3 protein-coding genes are annotated in these 1,536 nt (G+C 51.4%); all 3 read left to right on the forward strand.

Annotated features, from left to right (window positions below):
- A partial coding sequence (gene hisI, locus D6694_15830; GenBank protein ID RMH32743.1) for a phosphoribosyl-AMP cyclohydrolase occupies positions 1–322 on the forward strand: 322 nt, incomplete at its 5' end.
- Positions 319–648, forward strand: a complete 330-nt coding sequence (locus tag D6694_15835; protein ID RMH32744.1) for a phosphoribosyl-ATP diphosphatase — start codon at positions 319–321, stop codon at positions 646–648. The genes hisI and D6694_15835, both read left to right, overlap by 4 nt.
- Before the next feature lie 156 nt (positions 649–804).
- Complete coding sequence (locus D6694_15840) at positions 805–1,221, forward strand: hypothetical protein (GenBank protein ID RMH32745.1); 417 nt, start codon at positions 805–807, stop codon at positions 1,219–1,221.
- Positions 1,222–1,536: the final 315 nt, after the last annotated feature.

Raw genomic sequence — 1,536 nt, forward strand, 5'->3', positions numbered from 1 at the left:
CGGACTGGTGCCGGCGATTGCGCAGGACGCTTCTTCGGGAAGGGTTCTGATGATGGCCTGGATGAACCGGGAGGCCGTCGAGCAGACGCTCGCCACGGGCTTTGCGCACTATTATTCGCGCTCGCGCCAGAAACAGTGGAAGAAGGGCGAGTCCTCTGGCCACGTACAGAAGGTGGTGGCCATGTATCTGGACTGCGACGGCGATACGCTGCTGCTGAAGATCGAGCAGACCGGTCCCGCCTGCCACACCAACCGCCCATCCTGCTTTTACCGGCAGCAAAAGGACGGAGAATGGGTCGTCATCGAGGAGCCCGTGAAATGAGCCAGAACATCAACGCCGCTGAAATCCTGAAGGAACTCGCCAAGGTGCTGGAGGCGCGCAAGAACGAATCGCCCGAGGCCTCCTACGTCGCCTCGCTGTACGCGAAGCCGGACAAGATGCTGGAGAAGATCGGCGAGGAAGCGGTCGAGACGATCATCGCCGCCAAGAACGACGACCGCGAGCAGATCATCTACGAGACCGCCGATCTGTGGTTTCATTCGATGGTGATGCTTGCCCAGAAGGGCCTCTCCCCGGACGATATTCTTGCGGAACTCGCCCGCCGCTTTGGCGTTTCCGGCCATGAGGAAAAAGCCTCGCGGAAATAACTTCCCTCGCCTGTTTGCAGCAGCTTCAGGCGCTTTGACACCCTTCGAGACTTCACCTACTCTCAAATCGTAAGAGATTTGAGGAGACATTCAGATGAACAAGCGACAAAAAGCTACATGCGTGCATTAATAAGTTAGGCTTATTAAATGAAGGAAATGTTACAGAGGAATTCTAAGCTGATTGGAGTGATCATTGGTTTGTTGCAAGGTATACCTCAAGGAATAATGTTGCCTAATAATCCTGTTTTTCCAGTATTCAACGACGAAAGTATATGGATGGTAATAGCATTTGGGGTATTTGCCCCTCCACTTCTAGCTTTTCTAAATTCATTTATTAGCTCAAGACTTGGTTTAGATTTTATGCGTAAAATTAATAGCTATGTGAGCTTGTATTATATGATCATCGCCGGTTCAATTTCTCTTGGCATAACTGGGCTCATAGTTTTCTATATTCTTGGTGGCAATGAGTCTTCACTAATGCCAATTTTATTTTTTTCAGCAGGCGGCATAGGTTTTCTGATTGCGTATTTCATAGACCCGAACCTAGGGTATAAGTATGAACAAAAAGCCTAAAATTCTGGGGCGTAATCAATAATTCTCGGCTACAAGGAAAAAGCTTTCCGGAAGTAAGCCCCGCCTGTAAGCAATCCCATTACTTGCGGACAAAGCCACCATGCGGGATTGTCCTTGAACAAGACATTGCTGTTCACGACCCTGGCCCTGATTGCTTTTGCGGCCAATTCGGTGCTGTACCGGCTGGCGCTGGCCGGGCAGCCGTTGCCATAGCATCATCCCCATGCCCGCCGGATTCTGCTATCCTTGCAGGGAAACCGGGAGGCATCAGGCATGACGGAGGCAGCACACACATCGGCGGAGCATTCTGAGGCC

It is taken from the genome of Gammaproteobacteria bacterium, assembly GCA_003696665.1.
Taxonomy (GTDB): Bacteria; Pseudomonadota; Gammaproteobacteria; order Enterobacterales.

Bases quoted from the DNA above. Each gene is read 5' to 3' on its own strand.
- D6694_15840 (RMH32745.1), top strand. From the start codon at position 805: ATGTTACAGAGGAATTCTAAGCTGATTGGAGTGATCATTGGTTTGTTG.
- D6694_15835 (RMH32744.1), top strand. From the start codon at position 319: ATGAGCCAGAACATCAACGCCGCTGAAATCCTGAAGGAACTCGCCAAG.